Below are 18193 nucleotides of genomic sequence, written 5' to 3'. Positions count from 1 at the left end.
CCCCCCGCGCCGGTGGGGCCGTGCTTCGGTCAGTAGGTGACCGTCAGGTCGTCACGAACTGCCGTGACGCCCGGTGCCGACCACGCGGCGCCGATCGCCTCGTCCCGCTCGGCCCAGGAGCCGACGGTTCCCTTGACGGTGACGATCCCGTTGTCGGTCGACACCTGCAGACCCTCGGCATCGAGAGCGGCGTTGCGCTTGAACGCGTTCGTGATCGAGTCCTGCACGTCCCCGGCCTTCGGCTTCGGGTTCTTGATCTCGATCTCGTCGACGACGTCGAGGGCGCCGACGATGTTCGAGGCAACGAACTCCGCCTCGTCGCGCTGGTACTGCCAGTCGACCGTGCCGGTCAGCGTCACGACGCCGTCCAGCACCTTCGCGTCGACCGCGCTCGGTACCAGGCTGTCGAGCATCAGGGCCTGCAGGACGTCGCCGCGGATATCGGCGTCGAGGCGTCCCTCACCGCCCATCAGCCGCACCTTCAGCTGGTTGTCGACCTCCAGTACGCCGACGACGCGTTGCGCCGCCTTCCTCGCCTCACGCTTCTCTCGCAGACCGCCCACGGTGCCGCGCAGCGTGACCGTGCCGGCCTTCGCCGAGACCGCGATGGCCTCGTTGTCGACCTTGGGGTCCCAGAACAGTTCGTCGCTGACGTTGTCGACCAGATCGCTGTCCCAGCTCATCTCAGTTCCTTTCATCGGGTGTCTCGTGTGCTTTCGATCCTCTGCGGGGTAACACCCTCGCGGCATCGGAGCCGCCACTGACCGGTTGCGGGAATCACGAAGGAATCTCGCCCCGGGCCATCGCCTCCAGCGCGGCGCGCAGGGCTGTGCGCGAGGCGACACCGAGCTTGGGGTACAGCCGGTGAAGGTGGGACGCGACCGTCCGGTGGGACAGGAACAGCCGTTCGGCGATCTGTTTGTTGGTCAGCCCGGTCGCGGCCAGGTCGGCGATCTGCCGCTCCTGCGCCGTCAGTGGAACCGCCGAGACGTCGGGCGGTACGGCGTACGCGACGCCGGCCGCACGGAGTTCCGCGCGGACTCGCTGTGCGAAGCCTTCGGCGCCGATCCGGTCGAAGGTCTCCAGGGCGGCGCGGAGATGTGCCCGGGCAAGAGTGGTGTCATGAGTGCGGCGGAGCCATTGCCCGTAGGCGAACTGGACGCGCGCGTGCTCCCATGGCCACCGAGCCGCATCGGGCATCGTCAGCGCCGCCTCGAACAGTGCGCCGGCTTCATCGTCGTCCGCGGTCAAGGCTGCCGAACCGGTGATCATCAGTGCGATGCGCGGGCCGATCCGGTGCAGGCCGGCCTGTTGGGCGGCGGCGACGTGGGCGCGGGCCTGGTCGATGCGACCGGAGCGGACTGCCGCTTCGACCAGGTCGAGCACCAGCCAGCGGCCCGGTATGCCGGCGCTCGGGGCGCCGGCCGGAGCGATTCTCGCTGCGTGGACCAGAGCCTCCTCGAAGTCACCCTGCCCCATGGCCGCGAGATTGCCGGCCGACCGCGCGTACGCCTCTGTCACGCCCATCCCGCGGGGCGCCGCCCAGTTCGTGGTCTCGGTACGGCGGGATCGGGAGAGATCCGCGTTGCCGCGCAGCGCTGCGCCCGAGGCCAGCAAGGCCCGGATCTGGCCCTCCCAGAAGTGGTATCCGTAGACCGCGGCCACGTCCAGCCCCTCCTGGGCCAGGCGCTCGGCCTCGTCCCACTGCCCGTGGACGTAGGAGTCGTGGCAGAGCAGCATCAAGCCGGGGATGACCATGGCGATCGCGCCACCATCGCGCTCCCGATCGATCATCCGCGTGAGCAGGTAGCGGTAGTCGGACAGGACATCCATCGCGACGGCCGCGAAGGCCAGGGGGAGGAGTTGCCAGGGTCCCGCGTCGGCGGGCAGTGCGGCGAATGCCTGAGCGAGGCCTTCGCGCACCACACTGGCGGACCAGGACGGATCGACGTACGCGTCGTGACACAGACGGAACGGGACGACTGCTTCCGGTTCGAATCGAGCCATGGCCTTGTCGAGGAGCTCCCACGGCTCCGGCCGGAGCGAGTAGAGGCTGACGAGCAGTAGTGCATAGAGAATCCCGCAAGAGTTCCACCGGCGGTCATTGTTCGCCGTACTGTCGACATCGTCGAGCGCTCGGGTCAGCAGCCGGTAGGCGGCGTCGACATCGCCGTCCTGGTTGGTGAGGAGATGGGCGGTGGTGGCGAAGACCAGGCCGGTCGGCGTGTCCCGGGCCTGGCCGGCGTCGGCCAGCAACCGCGGTACCTCGTCGAGCTGGCCGGTGATGCCGGCGAGATGGGCCGCCTCGATCAACCGCCGGGACCGATCGGCCGCGTGCGGGCTGAGGTCCGCGGCCCGGATGAGCGCGGTCACCGCCGCGGACGCCGCACCCCCGCGCCGGGCGGACGTCGCGGCCTCGTCCAGAGCACGAGCCACTGCTTCGTCGGGTCCGGTGGCGGTCTCGGCGAGATGCCAGGCGCGGCGCTCGAGACTGCCGGTCATGATCGTGGCCAGGGCCTGGTGTGCGCTCCGGCGTTCGCTTGGCGGAGTCTGGTGCACGATGGCTGAGCGGATCAGCGGATGGCGGAACCAGATGCGGCGGCCACCGGCATCGGCATGCACCAGGTCGGCCTGCACTGCGGGCGCGAGATCGTCGACGTCCACCGAGTCCGTCACCGATCCCTGGATCGCAGCCAGACTGACCTCCGGCTCCAGGGCCACATGTAACAACACCTGTCTAGTTGCTGCGGGCAACGTTCGGGCCTCTTCGGCGAAGGCTGCCCGCAGTCGCCCGGACAACGGCAGGAATTCGGGCAGCGGGTCCTGGCCGGAGCGCTGCCGATCGTCCAGCAACACAGGCAACTCCTGGAGTGCGAGCGGGTTGCCGGCCGCCTCGGCGAGCATTCGCCGCCGCACTGGCGGAGCGAGTCCGGGCCACTGGATGTCCAGCAGCCTGACTGCCGACCCTGCGTGGAGTGAACCGACGACATGTTCAGGCAGCTGGACCCTGTCGAGGAGACCGTGGGTACCGGTCCGCGCGGCCGCCAGGAGGGCGATCGGGTCGTGGCCGAAGCGGCGGACTGCGAACCCCAGCGTGGCCGCGCTGGCGGGGTCTATCCAGGGGATGTCGTCGACAATCAGCAGAAGTGGCCGCTCGGCGGCGGCCTCGCTGAGGAGGGCGAGCACCGCAGTTGCGACCAACGGATCCGGTGACAGTCCCGGCGTGAGGTCCAGGATCTGCTGGAGGGTACGGCGGTGCGGGCCGACGAAGCGGTCCACCCGGTCGCGCAGCGGGTAGAGGAGTTGATGCAGCGCCGAGAAGCACAGGCCCGCCTCGAACTCCGCACCGAAGGCACGGAGAGTACGCATTCCGCGGGCCCCCGCCCGCTCTGCCGCGGCGTCGAGCAGCGCGGTCTTGCCGATGCCCCGATCGCCGCGCAGTAGCAGCGCGGGCTGGGTCGAGGTGAATCGCTCGAGGAGTGAGTCGATCCGCTCCAGTTCGGCCGCGCGTCCCACGGGGTCTGACTTCACCGTCGTGCATCCTTTCGCAACTGATCGTGACCTGATTCCTACGGAAGGAAGTACGGCCACTACCAGAATCCGATCGGGCCGACCCAGAGTCGATGTACGCGCCCACAGCGTTCGGCGCCGTCAGCAGTGGTGGGAAACATTCGGCCCTACCATCAGCAGATGGACATCGGGCACGACGATGCGGATCTCGATCGCCAGATCGCCGTGCTGGCCACGGCCTTGCTGGACCGGATCGGCGAGCTCGCCGAGTCGATGGCGGAGTGGATCCAGAAGGAGGTCACGTCGTACGTCGACACCGGACTGGTCCCGTACGCCGATCTCCGCGAGGACTGTCGTGCACAGTTGCAATCGGTCCTGCCCGCGCTGTGCGGACCTGCGGCCGCGGACGTCTCCTACGCGCGGCAGAGCGGCCGGCACCGTGTCGATGCGGGTGTGCCGCTGGCCAAGGCGATGGACGCCTACCGGGTCGGCGGCAGATTCATCTGGGAGACCCTGGTCGCCGAGGCGCGGGAGACTCGCACGCTCAGCAGCGACGCACTGGTTCGGGCCGCATCCAGGATCTGGCGGATCCTCGACGACTTCACGGACGCGATGGCAGACGCTTACCGGGACGCGGTGGCCGAGCGGATCGTCGCCCAGGAGCACGAACGCTCCGCTCTGGTGGGGGCGCTCCTGGAGGGCCGGATCACCGAGAACGAGACCCTCTGGGAGGCCGCCGAGATCCTGCGGATCTCCCACCGCGGACCGTTCGTCGTGGTCGCCGCGGAGGTGCCGGAGGTCGGCCGCCAGGCCTTTCCCGACATGGAGGTGCGGCTGCGGTCCTTTGGTCTGGCGTCGGCGTGGCGACTGCAGGCGGACCTCCAGGTGGGCATCGTCGTGCTGCCGGTGAGCGGCCGGAGGGTCCAACTGGTCGCCACACTGACCAAGCACGCCGAACACCGCGTCGGCGTCAGTCCGCAGTACTCGACACTCGACGGGACACGCGAGGCCCTGCGCTTCGCGAAGTTCGCGATTCTCGGCACCGCACCCGGCGCCAAGGTCACCCTCTTCGACGACTCGCCGCTTGCGGTGACCGCGGCGAGTACGCCCGAGGTGATGGCCCGGATCGTCGGCTCGACCCTGGGCCCGCTGGACGCTGCGGCCGACCGTGAGGTTCTGCTGGACACGTTGGAAGCCTGGCGCGACTGCGGCGGATCTACCGCCGAGGCAGCCAAGCAGCTGTTCGTCCACCCCAACACGGTCCGCCAACGACTGCGCCGGATCGCCGAGCTGACCGGCCGCACCCTGACCGCACCTCGCGACGTCGCCCAACTCTGCCTGGCCCTCGAGGTCGCCCGGCGGGGGTGACGGTCGGCTCAATTGGGTCATCGTTGCGTCGGATTGCCGATGTCTGGGCCGCCCGCGGCCTCCTAGCGTCGTCCATGTCGAGCGCAGGACGCTCGCGATGACCGCCAGGAGGCTGCCATGGCTCACTCGTTGCCATCCGACCGGAGCAGCTCGTTGCCCGAGTTGTTCGACACCGCGAACATTCCGCCGGGCGACCGGCTCCGGCTGCTTCGGGATGCGATCGGCAGCGCCGCGGTGCCGGTGGAGGTCCTGCACCACGTCGGCCCGGAGGAGGTGTCCGCGCGAGGTACCGGTGGCAGGCTGGGCCGGCTGTCGATCCTGACGATCAGGACGACGCCGTTGACCGTGCGGCGTACGGTACGGCTGGCCCGGGCCGATCCGGAGCCGAGCATCATCGTCGAGCTGCAGCTGGCGGCCCGGCGATCGGTTGTCCAGTACAACCGGCGAACGGTGCTGTCGCCGGGCGATCTCATCCTGCTCGACGCTCGCCGGCCGTACCTGTCGACCAGCCAGGACGGGAACCACCAGCATTCCGTCCGGGTGCCCAGGGCGGATCTGGCGCTGACCGATCACGCCCTCGCCCGCGTCGCCGGGATGCGCCTCGGCCCACGCAATCCGGTCGCGAACCTCGCGGCGGCGTACCTGACCCGGCTGGTCGGTGATCAACGGCTCGCGGCCGAGGCGGACCTGGACGTCTTCGAGGCCCCGACGATCGAGCTGATCCGGGCTGTCGTCGCCACGCAGCTCGGCGCCGGTGTGCTGGCCGGCGAACCGATGGAGAACACGCTCGCGCTGCGGATCATGGAGTTCACCCGGCAGCATCTCACCGATCCGGACCTGAGCGCGGCGAAGATCGCCGCCGCCCAGAACATCTCGGTCCGGCATCTCTACACGACGCTGTCGCGGTCCGGCATCGTGCTGGGGGAATGGATCCGGGTACGTCGGCTGGAGGGGTGCCGGCGTGAGCTCGCCAGGAGCGCGATGGCGGGCCGGACGATCTCCGCCATCGCGCATGCCTGGGGCTTCGGCGACGCGACCCACTTCAGTCGCACCTTTCGCGAGGCGTTCGGGATGTCGCCGCGCGAGTGGCGTGCGCTGCACCAGAACAAGCAGCGCGCCTACGCACTCACCAATCACCCGATCGACGCCGACGTCGCGTCGTGATCAATCAGCAAGGAGGCTGTTGATGTTCAAATCCGTGTCGTCCTCATTGCTCTGGCGAGGCCTGCTGGCCGTCGCGATCGGCGTGGTGTCCGTCGCCTGGCCGGATGTCACCGTCGGCGCGGTCGTGATTCTCTTCGCGATCTACGCCTTCATCGCGGCAGCCACGGATGGAGCCCGCGCGTTCGCCGGCCGCAGCGCCGGTCCCGTGATCGGCTACCTGCTCCTCGCACTGATCGACGTGGTCGCCGGCATCGCCGCGCTGGCGTGGCCCGGCATCACCGCGCTCGTGCTGACGATCTGGATCGCCGTGTGGGCGTTCGCCTCGGGCGTCATCGAGGTCGCGATGGCGTTCCGGCAGGGCGAAGAGGCGGGGGAGCGGGCGATGTGGGCGCTCACCGGACTCGTCTCGATCGCACTCGGCGTCGTGCTGGCGATCCGGCCCGACATCGGTGCGGTCAGCCTGGCCACGGTGTTCGGTCTGTTCAGCATCGTCTACGGCATCTCCACGCTGGTGCTGTCGGCGCAGCTCCGGAAGGCGGGATCGGCTCCCCGCAATCTGGCCGAATCCGTCGGCTGACACCACGGCCGAACATACGACTGAAGCCGGCTCCAGGTGGTTGCCCACCGGGAGCCGGCTTCAGCCTCTTCGCGGATCAGTACGAGACGACCAGCCGGTCGTTCACGGTGGTGACGCCCGGGGCGGCCCAGGCCGCTGCGAGCGCTGCGTCGTGCTCGGACCAGGACCGCACACTACCGGTGAGCGTCACCGTCCCGGCCGAGGCTGCCACGGCGAGACTGTCGGCGTCGATCTTGGCGTCCCGCTTGAACGCCTTCTGGATGTCGTCCGAGACCTCGCCGGCTGTGTGGGCGTCACCGCCGACCATGATCTCGTTGTCGACGCCGGTCACACCGAGAACGTTGCCGGCGACAAACGTCGCCTCGTCCCGCTGGTACTGCCAGTCGACCGCGCCGGACAAGGTGACGTACCCGTCCTGGATCTTGGCGTCGACCGTGGTGGGGATCAGCGAGTCGAGCAGCATCGCCTGCAGCACATCGCCGCGCAGGTCGGCGTCGGCGCGCCGGCTCTTGGTGAGAATGCGTACCGACAGCTCGTTGTCGACGTACACGACTCCGTGGACACGTTCCGCGGCCTTCTTGGCATCGCGCTTCTGCCGGAAGCTGCCGACGGTGCCGCGCAGCGTGATCGTTCCGTCGTCCGCGGATACTGCGATCTCCTCACTGTCCACCTTCGGGTCCCAGAACAGTTCGTCCTTGACATTCAGGGCCACTGCTTCGTCAGTCATTTCTCCTCCTGAGGATTCGGTTCGGGTACTGACGATCTGCACGCTAGCCACGGCCACGGCGTACGACTGTGTTGTCCGTGCACGGAGCCTTGCCAGGCGTGCAGGGTTGCCGGATCTCCTTATCTGCTTGCCGATCCAGCCCTAGGCTCGGTTGTGTGATGAGGATTCTGATCGTCGACGACCACGGTTTGGTCCGTGCCGGGCTTCGGGCGCGGATGGCGGGGGAGGTTGACATCGCGCCGGTCGGCGAGGCGGGGAACGCGGCTGATGCGGTGTCGCTCGCAGAGCGGCATCAGCCTGATCTCATCCTGCTGGACGTCGTGCTGCCGAGGACGAACGGCTGTGACGCCATCGCACCGCTCAGACGTGTCGCGGCCGGCACGAAGATCCTGATGATGTCGGCTCAGGCGTCCGCGCGCACCGTACGGCGTGCTCTGCTGGCCGGTGCGTCCGGGTACATCTCGAAGGGCTCGTCGGACCAAGCGTTGATCGGTGCGATGCGCCGGATCTGTGCCGGCGAGACGTATGTCGAGCCATCGCTTGGCGCGAGGCTGGTGGTGGGCGACCAGGTCGCGGCGCTCGAACCCTTGTCCGAGCGTGAGTGCGACATTCTCTACCAGTTGGCCCTCGGCTACACCAACCAGGAGATCGCACGGAGTCTGTTCATCTCGGTGCGGACCGTGGACACGCACCGCGCCCACATCATGCGCAAACTCCGGCTCGGCACTCGCGCCGAACTGGTCATGTTCGCGCTGTCCCACGGCCTGATCGGCCAGTCCTAGAGTTCGAGGAGTCCACGGATGAAGCACCGACGGATCGCCGAGGAGTTGGCGGAACACGTTGCGCGCCTCGCACGCAGGAACGAGGCGCTCGAGGACGCGTCGGCCCTGATCGCGCACGACCTGAAGTCGATCCTGAGGTTCGCGATCGACGCCGACGAGCCGCGGGAGGCCATGCAGCGCGCCCTCGACCTCGTCGACTCGATCCTCGAGGCAGCACGTGCCGACCTTGCCGACCGTAGTCACGCGCTGGTCGCCGATTGCCTGCAACAGGCTGCCGCGGATCTCGACAGCTTGCCCGCCGAGGTCGTCACCAACGTGACCGGCGAGTTCCCGATGGCACCCGCCGCCCTCCGCCTGATCCTCCGCAACCTGCTCGGAAACGCGGTCGCCGCAGGTGCACAACGCATCCACATCCAGGCTCGCAGGGTCGGCGATCGCAGCGTGCTCACCGTCGACAACGACGGCGCCGCGCCAGGGAAAGCGCGCCGGTACGCCACCGGCGCCCAACTCGGTCTCGCCCTCTGCCGCCGCCTGGTCGCCAGATGCGGCGGGGCCCTCGAACTCGAACCAGGCCCGGCAAGCGGCGCTCGCGCGGTGATTGTCTTGAGCCAGTAGTCAGAGGAAGGCGGAGTGGCCGGTGATGGACTTGCCGACGATGAGGGTGTTCATTTCGCGGGTGCCTTCGTAGGAGTAGATGGCTTCTGCGTCGGCGACATAGCGGCCGACGTTGTGTTCGAGGAGGATGCCGTTGCCGCCCAGGAGTTCGCGGGCGAAGCCGACGGTTTCGCGCATCCGGACGGTGCAGAAGGCCTTGGCGAGTGACGCGTGTTCGTCGTACGCGAGGCCGGCGTCCTGGAGCTGGGAGAGGCGCGCGCACAAGGTGGCGGACGCTGTGGTGTTGGCGAGCATGCGGACGAGCAGGTCCTGGACGAGTTGGAACGACGCGATCGGCCGGCCGAACTGCTCGCGCTCTCCCGCGTAGGCAAGGGCATGGCGGTAGGCGCCACGGGCGCAGCCGACGGCCATCCAGGCGACGCCTGCGCGGGTCATCAGCAGAACCTTGGCGGTGTCGCGAAAGGACTCTGCGCCGGCCAGGCGGTTCGCTTCCGGGACCCGTACGCCGTCCAGGGTGATGAGCGCGTTCTGGACGACGCGCAGCGCCATCTTGTCCTCGAGCTTGGTGGTGGTGAACCCCGGTGTGTTCTTCTCGACCACGAAACCCTTGACCTGACCGTCCTCGACGTCACGGGCCCAGATCACGGTGAGATCGGCGAAGGTCGCGTTGCCGATCCACTTCTTCCGGCCGTCCAGGACCCAGGTGTCGCCGTCGCGCCGGGCGGTGGTCTGCAGCCCGCGCGAGGCGCCGGACCCGACCTCGGGCTCGGTCAGGCCGAAGGCGCCGATCTTCTCCAGCCGGGCCATCGCCGGCAGCCAGCGTTCCTTCTGCTCCTCGGAGCCGCACAGGTAGATCGATCCCATCGAGAGCCCACTGTGTACGCCGAAGAACGTGGCGATCGACGGGTCCGCGGTACTGAGCTCCATCGCGATCAGCCCGTCGAGCAGGAAGCTGCGCCCCGGGCAGCCGTACCCGGTGTACGGCGTACCGACGATGCCCAGATCACGCAGCGCCGGGATCAGCTCGAACGGGAACGCGGCCCGGTTCCAGTAGTCGTTGATGATCGGCGTCACCTGCTTGTCGCCGAACTCGCGGACGGCGTGCAGCAGCTCGCGGTCATGGTTGTCCAGCAGCAGCTCGAGGCCGTAGAAGTCGATCGGGTCGGTGGTCATGAATCCCCCTCAGCGGACAGGAATCGGGTGATGACGGGCACCAGCGCGGGTGCCTCGGTGACGAGCTCGACATGCCCGCCGCGGTAGATGTGCAGTTCGGCGTGCGGGATCAGACAGGCCAGGATCCGGCCGTTGACGACCGGGATGATCGGGTCGTCGTCGCCGGTCAGCACCAGCGTCGGCTGCCGGATCAGACCGAGAAACGGCAGGCTGGTCCAGACAGCGCCGGCCGCGAGTTGGTAGAGGTAGCCACGCAGCGATCCGGCCCGCACCTGGTTCTGGAACACCTTTCGGATGTCACCGGCGTGCTCCCGGGCGCTTCCGCCGTAGATGGCGCCGGCGATTCCGGCGGCGTACTCGGGATCGCCGAAGCGTCGCGGCGTGAGCATCCGCAGCAGGGTGGTCGGCCGCCCGGGGACCATCAGAGCGCCCGTGCCGGTACTGACCAGGACCAGGCGACGCACCCGCCGCCGGTGCTGGACGGCGAGCTGCTGCGCGAGCGCTCCACCCCATGACAATCCCAGTACGTCGACCTGGTCGTACCCGAGCTGCGTCAGCATCCGGTCGACCATCCACGCGAGTCTGGGAATCCCGTCCGGGAGCAGCCCGACCCGCGAGCCGCCGACGCCGGGTACGTCGAAGCGGATCACCGTCCGGTCCAACACGTCGACCACCGGCTGCAGTACCTCGAAGCCGGCCCCGATCCCGCAGCACAGCAGCAGCGGCGTTCGTCGCGGGTCGCCCAGCCGTACGTCGTACCGGATCCGTCTCCCGGCGGCGGTCAGCATCTCCACCTCAGGCCTCTCGGACGTAACTGCCGGGCGCGGCTTCGAGCGGGTCCAACCCACCGCCGCCGAGGTCCTCCGGTGCGGCCTTCAACCGGCCGCTGCGCTTGCCCAGCCAGTCGGCGTAGTCGGGCCACCAGGACCCCTGCTCTGTCGTTGCCGTGCGCAACCACTCGTCCGGGTCCGGCGGGTTGGTCTCGTTGATCTGGTACGTCGCCTTCGGGTTGCCCGGCGGGTTCACCATCGAGGCGATGTGACCGGCCGTGGACAACACGAACCGGGTCTCGCCGCCAAGCAGCTGACTACTGCGATAGCACGCCTGCCACGGGCAGATGTGGTCGGCGATCCCGGCGATCACGTACGACGGAGTGCCGATCTTGGTGAGGTCGACCGCCGACCCGAGCATGGTCGCCTTCCCTGGTTGAGTCAGCGCGTTGGTCATCGCCAGCTCGATGAAACCACGGTGCAGCGCGGCGGTCATCCGGGTGGTGTCGGCGTTCCAGAACAGGACGTCGAAGGCAGCCGGTGGTCGTCCCTGCAGGTAGTTGTTGACCCAATAGCTCCAGATCAGATCGGTCGGCCGCAGCCAGGCGAATACCTCGGCAAGCGCCCGGCCGTCCAGGTATCCCTTGGCCGCCGACGACGCTACGGCCGCCGCGGCCACGCGCTCGTCCAAGGCAGCCGACGCGAAGCCGGCCTGGGTCTGGTCGAGCACTGAGACCGCGAGGGTGAAGCCGGCGACGCGGTCGAGTTCACCGCGATCGGCGAGGTGTGCGAGCACCATCGAGGCGAGGATTCCGCCGGAACAGGTCGCGAACAGATGCGTGCTCTCGGTGCGGCAGATCCGCTGGACGGCGTCCATCGCGTCGAGGATCGCCTGGCCGTAGGTGTCGAGGTCCCAGTCGCGGTGCCGGGCGTCCGGGTTCCGCCAGGAGATCGTGAACACCTGCTGGCCTTGCGCGACGAAGTACTCGACCATGCTTCGGCCCGGCGCCAGGTCGACGACGTAGTACTTGTTGATCACTGGCGGGACGATCAGCAGCGGCACGGTGCGGACCTTCGGGGTCTGCGGGGTGTACTGGATCAGCTCCAGGACCTCGTTGCGGAACACGACCGCGCCGGCTGTCGCGGCGACCGTCGTACCGACCTCGAACGCCGTCGGCTCGACCATGCTGGGCACCCGCGGCGCAGTGGCCAGGTCGCGGACCAGGTTGCGGGCGCCGGCGACCGAGCTCAGCCCGGCGGTGTCGATCAGCGCCTTCCAGGCTACCGGGTTGACCAGCGGGTTATTGCTCGGGGCAAGTGCTTCGACGACGTTGTCGACGACGAAGCCCATCCGTTGCCGATCCCGCCACTCCAGTTGTGCGTCCGCGGTCAGCGCGCCGGCGGTTTCGGCCGCGGCCAGGTAGGCCTGGACGATTCGTCGCAGTACCGGGTTGTGCGTCCACGCCGGGTCCGAGAAGCGCCGGTCGCGGCGGGACGGTGCTCGGTCGGAGTGACCGATCGCGATCCGGCCGAGTTCGCCGGCCAGGTCCACGGCGCGGCCGGCGACCGTGCGTGGCCGGGCAGCCAGTCCGGTCGTCATCCGGGCCCAAGAGGCGTTCGGCATCAGCCGGCGCATCGGGCCGATGGCGGCGCTGGTCAGTAAGAGGTCGAGCGGCGCGGCGAGTGCGTCGGCGCGAGCGTCGTGGGTGGTCATCGGAGCACACCTTCCGGGATGACGACGTCGCGGCGCTGGATCTTGCCGGTCGGTCCCTTCGGCAGATTGTCGACAATCCACACCGCGCGCGGATACTTGTACGCCGCGATCCGGGTCTTGACGAAGTCGCGCAGTTCCTCGGGCGTCGCCGTCGTACCGGGCTTGAGGGCGACGGCCGCGCCGATCTCCTCGCCGAGGGACGCGTGCGGGATGCCGACCACGGCCGCCTCGGCGACCGCCGGGTGCTCGTAGAGGACCTCCTCGACCTCGCGGGGGTAGACGTTGTAACCGCCGCGGATGAGCAGGTCCTTCTTGCGGTCGACGATGAAGAAGTAGCCGTCCTCGTCCTGCCGCGCCATATCCCCGGTGCTCAGCCACCCGTCGCCGTCGATCGTCGCCGCGGTGGCGTCGGGCTTGTTCCAGTAGCTCTTCATCACGTTGTGGCCTCCGATCTGGATCTCGCCGATCTCACCCGGCTGGACCGGCCGGTGCGCCTCGTCCACGACCCGCATCCGCACGCCCTCGATCGGCGTACCGATCGACCCGGGCTTGCGGGTCGCGTCCGGATGGTTGAAGGAGGCGACCGGCGAGGTCTCGGACAGCCCGTAGCCCTCCAGGATGATGCAGCCGAACGCCTCCTCGAAGGCGCGCAGCACCTCGACCGGAAGCGCGGCCCCACCCGACACGCAGGTGCGCAGCGTGCTCACGTCGTACTTCTCGCGCTCGGGGACGCCGAGCATCGCGGCGTACATCGTGGGCACGCCCTCGTACACCGTGACGCCGTCGCGGGCGATCACCTCGAGCGCCTTCGCCGGGGCGTAGCGGGGGATCATGGTCAAGGTTGCGCCGTTGGCGATCGCGGTGTTCAGGCCGCAGGTGAGTCCGAAGACGTGGAACATCGGCAAGCAGCCCATGACTACGTCCTCCGGGCCGATCCGGAACAGTGTCCGGGCGCTGACCGCCTGATTGGCGTTCAGGCCGGCGTGGGTCAGTTCGGCGCCCTTCGGCCGGCCCGTGGTGCCGGAGGTGTAGAGGATCACCGCCGTGTCGGAACCATCCTTGCTGACCGGATCGGGCGCCGGTTGGCGGGTCGAGATCAGCGTGCGGAACTCACCCGGTGCCACCGGCACGTGCTCGGTGCCCGCGGCCTTGGATCCGGCTTCGGCCTCGGCGGCCACCTCGTGCCAGGCGAACAGCACCTTGGCACCGGAGTCGGTGAGGTAGTAGTCGACCTCACGCCGCTTCAGCAGCGGATTCATCGGTACGGCGATGCCGCCGGCCCGGAGGATGCCGTAGAACACGATCGCGAACTCGGGGATGTTCGGCAGCATCACGCCGACCCGGTCACCGGACTGCACGCCGTACTCGCGGAGCAGGCTGACGACGCGGGATGCCGCGTCGTCGAGGTCGGCGTAGCGCAGGACGTCGTCGTCCAGCCGGATCGCGGGGTGGTCCGGGTACATGGCCGCGGACTCGGTGAGGTTCAGGCTGAGATTCGTCATGGCGTCGCTCCGGGTTCGGGGATTGACTCCACGATCCGTCCGGGGCCGCTCCGCGTCGATGGCCGGCCGGCCAACGTGGCGGGCGCACGAGTGTGCCCGTGAACAACGGCCCGGGGCTTATGCTCCGAAGGTGAGCACGGAGCGCGCCGGCCCGGAGATCGAGGATCTCGTCGGCCGGCTCCGGGCCCGGGCCGACGAACTGATCGAGGCGATGGCGGCCCAGATCGAGAGCGAGGTCGACTTCTACCGCACCGGGGGACTCGTGCCGCCGGCCGCGTTGCGGGCGTCCTGCCGGGCGAACTTCGACTTCATGCTCGACTCACTGGTCAGCGACCGCTCCGACCCGGTGTCCGCCCGCGAGACCGGGCGGCTGCGGGCGGAGCAGGGCGCGCCGCTGGCGGACGTGATGGCGGCGTACCGGGTCGGCACGCGGTATCTCTGGGACGCGGTGCTCGCCGCGGCCGCTTCGGCCCGGGTCACCGATCAGGTCCTGGTGCGCGCCTCGAGCCGGCTGTGGCAGATGCAGTCGTCCTACACCGATGCCATGACGGACGCGTACCGCGACGTGCAGTCCCGTCGCATGCTGGAGCAGGACCAGGAGCGCTCGGCCTTGGTCGAAGCGTTGCTCGAGGGCCGGGTGAGTGGCGGCGGCACGCTGTGGGAGGCGGCCGAGCTGTTGCGGTTGCCGCACAAGGGCCCGTTCGTGGTCGTGGCCGCGGAGGTGCCCGAAGTGGGCCGGCAGGCATTGCCCGCGGCGGAGGAGCGGCTGCGGTCTGTTGGTCTCGCGTCCGCCTGGCGGCTGCTGCCCGAGCTGCAGATCGGCGTGGTGGGCGTGCGGCGCGGGCGTCTCGCCGTACTGGTTGACCTGCTGCGTCAGTCCGCGACGGGTCGCGTCGGCGTCAGTCCGCCGTACGACGAACTCGACGGGACCGGGCAGGCGGTGCGCTTCGCGCGGGTCGCCCTCTCGGGTTCGACGCCGGAGGCCCCAGTGGCGCTGTTCGACGAGTCACCGTTGACGATGGCGGCGGTCGCGGCACCGGACGTGATGCAGTACTTCGTCCGGAAGGTGCTCGGCGGACTCGACGACCTTCCGCCCGACGATCGTGAGGTGCTGCTCGAGACCTTGGCGGTCTGGTCGACGCATCACGGTTCCGCCACCGAGACCGGCGAGCAGCTCTACTGTCACCCGAACACGGTCCGGCATCGCCTGCGCCGGATCGAGGAGCGCACCGGGCGCTCGCTCAACGATCCGCATTCGCTCGCCGAACTCCTCCTCGCCCTCGAAGCATCCCGCCACACCCCTTAACCCGCGCCTCTGCCCGCTGCGGTAGCGCCATTTCAAGGTCAACCCTGCGACTTGCTCGGCTCTCCCCTGGTATACCGAGGGAGAACCCACAAGCCGAGGGGATATCCGGCTCTTCTGACTGATGTGTGGGTGGGGGTGGTGGCACTGCGGACATTTCGACAGGACGTGTCCGCGTTCAGCAGGCCGACCTACGCTCACGCAACCGTCCATCACCTGGTCAGTGGGGGTATACGTCCTGTCGGCCTCCACAGTCTCTGCAGGTGCCGACCTCTCCGGGTTTGGTGGGGTCTGTGTCCTGGTGCGGGGAGGGTTTTAGCCCGGTCCGGGGGAAATACCCTCCCCAAACCGGCAGAAAACCCTCCATCCGAACAGACCGGGGCGCACCCCGGGCCGGTTTCTCCACCGCCCCCCACAGCGGTTGAGGGCGGGGCGGAGCGGGAACCGACCAGGAGCACCACCCAACGCGCTCCGAACCACCCACACATCCAGCAGAAGAGCCGGATATCCCCTCGAATGGGTCTCCAGATGTCCGCGGTCCCGGCTTGGTGTACGCAGTCCCGGGTGGGTGTCCGCTGTCCCGGGTTGGTGTCCGGGGACTGTCTCAGGTCACCAGATCCGGGTCACGCGCCAGACCATCACCACACATCGAGCAGAAGAGCCCCTCAATCGGTGCGGAGGTTGAGGGCCTCCTGCTGGGTGAAGGTCAGTTCGGTGGTGGTGTCGCCGAACCGGATGCGCTGGGTCGTCGACCTGGACGGTTGGATTCGGGCGTGGTCGAGTCGGCCGTCCTTCCAGCTGATGTCGACTGTGAAGCCGCCGCGGGCGCGGAGTCCGCGGACGGATCCGTTCTGCCAGGTTGCCGGGAGGGCAGGGAGCAGCTCGATCTCCTGGCCGTCGGATTGGAGAAGCATCTCAGCGACGGCAGCGGAGCCGCCGGCATTGCCGTCGAAGGAGTAGATGTTCTGCGCGGCACCGGCGACGCCGCCGACGGAGTAGCTCATCAGGTTCGCCTCGCTGGCGTCGGCGACCAGGCTGGTCAGGTGGGCGAGCGCCTTGTCGCCTTGCAGCAGGCGGGCGTGGAAGACGGCGAAGTTCGCCTCGACCCATTCGGTCTGCTCCCAGCCTGCCGCGCTCTGCCGCCGTTCGATGGTGACCTCGGCAGCGCGGGCCAGCTCCGGCGTCGTGCGGGGTGTGATCTGCCGTTCCGGGAAGAGCGCGCACAGATGGGACGTGTGCCGATGGGCCGGATCCGCTTCCTCGAAGTCCTGGAGCCATTCCTGCAGCTGGCCGTGCCGGCCGATCTGGTACGGCGACAGCCGTGCACGGGCAGAGGTGATTCGCTCGCGCAGGTCCGGGTCGACGTCGAGCACCTCCGCCGCGGCTGCACAGTCACGCAGGATCGCCTCGGCGAAGACCCGGTCGACCGTGTTGCCCATGGCAACTGAACACCTGCTGCCGTCGGGCGCGACGTACCAGTTCTCGGGAGACTCGGACGGTCCGGAGACGAGGAGGCCTTGGTCCTCGGTGAGGTACGACAGCAGGAAGTGCGCGGCGCCGCGGAGCATCGGGTAGGCCACATCGCGCAGGAACTCGTCGTCGCCGCCGTACTCGTAGTGCTCCCAGAGGTGGGTAGCGAGCCAAGCGCCACCGGTGACGTTGAGGCCCCATCCCAGGTCGGTGCCCGGAGCCGAGTAGCCCCAGGCGTTCGTCACGGTGTGGGCGACCCACCCCGGAGCGTCGTACATCTGGGTGGCGGTGGTCTGGCCGGTCTCGGCGAGGAGTTGGAGGAGGCGGAACAGGGGAGTGTGGCACTCGGCCAGGTTGGTGGGCTCGGCGGCCCAGTAGTTCTGCTGGGTGTTGATGTCGAGGTGGAAGTCGTTACTCCACGACGCGCTGCTGGCGAGGCCGTCGTTCCAGAGTCCTTGCAGGGCCAGCGGCAGCGGGGAGTCGGCGCGGGATCCGGCGACGGTGAGGTAACGCCCGTACTGGAAGTACAGAGCGAGGAGGCCGTCATCACGCCCACCGCGGGCGAGGTTGTCGCGGCGGCGGTCGGTCGGCACCGGGCCGACCTCGGTCGCCGCGTCGAGGTCGAGCGAGACCCGTCGCATCAGGCCGGCGTGATCGTCGACGTGGGCGGCGCGGATGGCATCGAACCCGGTTGCGGCGGCCGCCGCCGTCAACGTCTCGACTTGTCGCACCGGGTCCTCGCCGGCCCAGTCGGTGCCGACGGCCACGATCAGTACGGCGGAGTCGGCGCCGTCGACCTCGAACGCATCGTCGGTTCGCCGTACGGTCCCACCGACAGCCTCGACGTTGACCCGGATCTCGACCGCCGTGCCCGTGCGGCTGTCGCTGTGCAGGGACTCGACGGCGCGACCGCCGAACGCGACGCCGGTCTCCGTGCCGGTCGTCCTGCCAGGAATGACAGACCCGTCCAGGCCGACCGTGAAGCTGACCGCTCCGGGCCGGTCAGCCCCGATGCGTACGGCGATGACCCGCTGCGGATGGGATGCGAGGACCTCCCGGGTGAACCGCGTCCCGCCCTGGTCGTAGCTGACTGCCACGATGCCCTGGTCGAGGTCGAGAGACCGTCGGTAGCTCGTGGCCGGTCCGCGGTCGGCGAAGGTCAGGCGGACGTGCGGAAGGGGCAGGTTCGTCCCGAACGACGCCCGCGTGCCCAGCAGGTGCTCACCCGCGAGCCGCTGCGCCTGGGCGTAGTCGCCCGCCAGGAGCAGCTTGCGGACGGCCGGCACTTCCTGCCGGGCGGTCGGGCTCAGGTCGACGGTCGACGGCCCTCCGGACCAGGCGGTCGACTCGGACAGGTCGATCCGTTCCGTCGGCACACCGCCGTACACCATGCCACCCAGACGGCCGTTGCCGATGGGCAGCGCCTCGAACCAGCGCTCGCCCGGCCGGTCGTACCAGAGGGTGCCGGCCGGGGTGACGGAGGGTCGCGGCCCGGTTGCGGGTGAAGCGATCAGCATG

General features: G+C 69.1%; 14 protein-coding genes. 6 read left to right on the top strand and 8 right to left on the bottom strand.

Features of this window, described 5'->3' with window-relative positions; all coding sequences use genetic code 11:
- Positions 1-29: 29 nt before the first annotated feature.
- Positions 30-683 carry a BON domain-containing protein gene (locus ACXC9Q_RS05180; RefSeq protein ID WP_457055309.1) on the bottom strand — a complete coding sequence of 218 codons (654 nt, stop codon included), beginning with the start codon at positions 681-683 and terminating at the stop codon, positions 30-32.
- Positions 684-777: 94 nt separating this feature from the next.
- Positions 778-3531: an ATP-binding protein gene (locus ACXC9Q_RS05175; protein WP_457055308.1), complete on the bottom strand. Its 2754-nt coding sequence runs from the start codon at positions 3529-3531 to the stop codon at positions 778-780.
- Positions 3532-3690: 159 nt separating this feature from the next.
- Here ACXC9Q_RS05175 and ACXC9Q_RS05170 point away from each other — a divergent pair, with 159 nt between their 5' ends.
- The 3 genes from ACXC9Q_RS05170 to ACXC9Q_RS05160 all read left to right on the top strand — a co-directional run bounded on the left by ACXC9Q_RS05170 (position 3691) and on the right by ACXC9Q_RS05160 (position 6619).
- Positions 3691-4878 (top strand): PucR family transcriptional regulator, encoded by a 1188-nt coding sequence (locus ACXC9Q_RS05170; protein ID WP_457055307.1) that lies wholly within the window; start codon positions 3691-3693, stop codon positions 4876-4878.
- 117 nt (positions 4879-4995) lie between these two features.
- Entirely contained in the window at positions 4996-6042 is a 1047-nt protein-coding gene (locus tag ACXC9Q_RS05165; RefSeq protein WP_457055306.1) for a helix-turn-helix domain-containing protein, read from the top strand.
- 22 nt (positions 6043-6064) lie between these two features.
- Positions 6065-6619 carry an HdeD family acid-resistance protein gene (locus tag ACXC9Q_RS05160; RefSeq protein WP_457055305.1) on the top strand — a complete coding sequence of 185 codons (555 nt, stop codon included), beginning with the start codon at positions 6065-6067 and terminating at the stop codon, positions 6617-6619.
- A gap of 76 nt (positions 6620-6695) precedes the next feature.
- Here the strand turns inward: ACXC9Q_RS05160 and ACXC9Q_RS05155 are convergent, their stop codons facing one another.
- Positions 6696-7346, bottom strand: a complete 651-nt coding sequence (locus tag ACXC9Q_RS05155; protein WP_457055304.1) for a BON domain-containing protein — start codon at positions 7344-7346, stop codon at positions 6696-6698.
- A gap of 158 nt (positions 7347-7504) precedes the next feature.
- Between ACXC9Q_RS05155 and ACXC9Q_RS05150 the strand changes: the two genes are divergently transcribed.
- Positions 7505-8128, top strand: coding sequence for a response regulator (locus ACXC9Q_RS05150; RefSeq protein WP_457055303.1), 624 nt, complete (start codon positions 7505-7507; stop codon positions 8126-8128).
- Between the two features lie 18 nt (positions 8129-8146).
- Positions 8147-8743: a sensor histidine kinase gene (locus ACXC9Q_RS05145; protein ID WP_457055302.1), complete on the top strand. Its 597-nt coding sequence runs from the start codon at positions 8147-8149 to the stop codon at positions 8741-8743.
- Here ACXC9Q_RS05145 and ACXC9Q_RS05140 read toward each other — a convergent pair whose 3' ends face one another.
- The 4 genes from ACXC9Q_RS05140 to ACXC9Q_RS05125 are packed head-to-tail and all read right to left on the bottom strand — an operon-like array spanning position 8744 to position 13902.
- On the bottom strand, positions 8744-9916 hold the full coding sequence (locus ACXC9Q_RS05140; RefSeq protein ID WP_457055301.1) for an acyl-CoA dehydrogenase family protein: 1173 nt from the start codon (positions 9914-9916) through the stop codon (positions 8744-8746).
- Positions 9913-10704, bottom strand: coding sequence for a poly(3-hydroxyalkanoate) depolymerase (phaZ, locus tag ACXC9Q_RS05135; RefSeq protein ID WP_457055764.1), 792 nt, complete (start codon positions 10702-10704; stop codon positions 9913-9915). The genes ACXC9Q_RS05140 and phaZ overlap by 4 nt, the downstream gene beginning before the upstream one ends.
- A 7-nt stretch (positions 10705-10711) precedes the next feature.
- Positions 10712-12400 carry a PHA/PHB synthase family protein gene (locus ACXC9Q_RS05130; protein ID WP_457055300.1) on the bottom strand — a complete coding sequence of 563 codons (1689 nt, stop codon included), beginning with the start codon at positions 12398-12400 and terminating at the stop codon, positions 10712-10714.
- Positions 12397-13902: a long-chain-fatty-acid--CoA ligase gene (locus ACXC9Q_RS05125; protein WP_457055299.1), complete on the bottom strand. Its 1506-nt coding sequence runs from the start codon at positions 13900-13902 to the stop codon at positions 12397-12399. Before ACXC9Q_RS05125 ends, ACXC9Q_RS05130 begins: the two co-directional genes overlap by 4 nt.
- Before the next feature lie 130 nt (positions 13903-14032).
- On the opposite strand from ACXC9Q_RS05125, the gene ACXC9Q_RS05120 reads away from it, so the two are divergent.
- Positions 14033-15208 (top strand): PucR family transcriptional regulator, encoded by a 1176-nt coding sequence (locus ACXC9Q_RS05120; protein WP_457055298.1) that lies wholly within the window; start codon positions 14033-14035, stop codon positions 15206-15208.
- 662 nt (positions 15209-15870) lie between these two features.
- Here ACXC9Q_RS05120 and ACXC9Q_RS05115 read toward each other — a convergent pair.
- Positions 15871-18192, bottom strand: coding sequence for a glycoside hydrolase family 95 protein (locus tag ACXC9Q_RS05115; RefSeq protein ID WP_457055297.1), 2322 nt, complete (start codon positions 18190-18192; stop codon positions 15871-15873).
- Between the last annotated feature and the right edge of the window lies 1 nt (position 18193).

Source organism: Kribbella sp. CWNU-51 (assembly GCF_054073265.1).
This window is presented reverse-complemented; position numbering and strand designations above follow the sequence as displayed.

Coding starts and splice junctions, on each gene's coding strand:
- ACXC9Q_RS05180 (WP_457055309.1), bottom strand. CDS start 683: ATGAGCTGGGACAGCGATCTGGTCGACAACGTCAGCGACGAACTGTTC.
- ACXC9Q_RS05170 (WP_457055307.1), top strand. CDS start 3,691: ATGGACATCGGGCACGACGATGCGGATCTCGATCGCCAGATCGCCGTG.
- ACXC9Q_RS05165 (WP_457055306.1), top strand. CDS start 4,996: ATGGCTCACTCGTTGCCATCCGACCGGAGCAGCTCGTTGCCCGAGTTG.
- ACXC9Q_RS05160 (WP_457055305.1), top strand. CDS start 6,065: ATGTTCAAATCCGTGTCGTCCTCATTGCTCTGGCGAGGCCTGCTGGCC.
- ACXC9Q_RS05155 (WP_457055304.1), bottom strand. CDS start 7,346: ATGACTGACGAAGCAGTGGCCCTGAATGTCAAGGACGAACTGTTCTGG.
- ACXC9Q_RS05150 (WP_457055303.1), top strand. CDS start 7,505: ATGAGGATTCTGATCGTCGACGACCACGGTTTGGTCCGTGCCGGGCTT.
- ACXC9Q_RS05145 (WP_457055302.1), top strand. CDS start 8,147: ATGAAGCACCGACGGATCGCCGAGGAGTTGGCGGAACACGTTGCGCGC.
- ACXC9Q_RS05140 (WP_457055301.1), bottom strand. CDS start 9,916: ATGACCACCGACCCGATCGACTTCTACGGCCTCGAGCTGCTGCTGGAC.
- phaZ (WP_457055764.1), bottom strand. CDS start 10,704: ATGCTGACCGCCGCCGGGAGACGGATCCGGTACGACGTACGGCTGGGC.
- ACXC9Q_RS05130 (WP_457055300.1), bottom strand. CDS start 12,400: ATGACCACCCACGACGCTCGCGCCGACGCACTCGCCGCGCCGCTCGAC.
- ACXC9Q_RS05125 (WP_457055299.1), bottom strand. CDS start 13,902: ATGACGAATCTCAGCCTGAACCTCACCGAGTCCGCGGCCATGTACCCG.
- ACXC9Q_RS05115 (WP_457055297.1), bottom strand. CDS start 18,192: ATGCTGATCGCTTCACCCGCAACCGGGCCGCGACCCTCCGTCACCCCG.